The organism is Actinoplanes awajinensis subsp. mycoplanecinus (genome assembly GCF_001509495.1).
GTDB classification, from domain to species: domain Bacteria; phylum Actinomycetota; class Actinomycetes; order Mycobacteriales; family Micromonosporaceae; genus Actinoplanes; species Actinoplanes palleronii.
Genome location: NZ_LLZH01000237.1, coordinates 1 through 276 on the forward strand (window position 1 = coordinate 1; position 276 = coordinate 276).

Below are 276 nucleotides of genomic sequence, written 5' to 3' on the forward strand. Positions count from 1 at the left end.
ACGGGCCGCTCCGGCGTGAGCGAGCACGTCGCGTTCCTGCCCGGGCGTGAGGTCGAGGGCGAACCGGTACGCCTGGATCGTCGTCACGCCGGATCCTCGGTGGCGGCTTCGACCGCACGGCGAGCACGGTTCGCGGCAGCACGACGGCCGTACAGCCGGGCGCACAGCGACGTCAAGATCTCGGTCACGTCGCGGACCAAGTCGTCATCGACCTCGGCCGGATCGACGACGAGCAGGCGCCTGCCCTGCGCGGTCAGCGCCGCCTCGACGTACTCG

General features: G+C 71.7%; 1 pseudogene. It reads right to left on the reverse strand.

Annotated features, from left to right (window positions below):
- Positions 1-83: 83 nt before the first annotated feature.
- Positions 84-276, reverse strand: a pseudogene (locus tag ADL15_RS24430) (recombinase family protein); the annotation flags it as partial.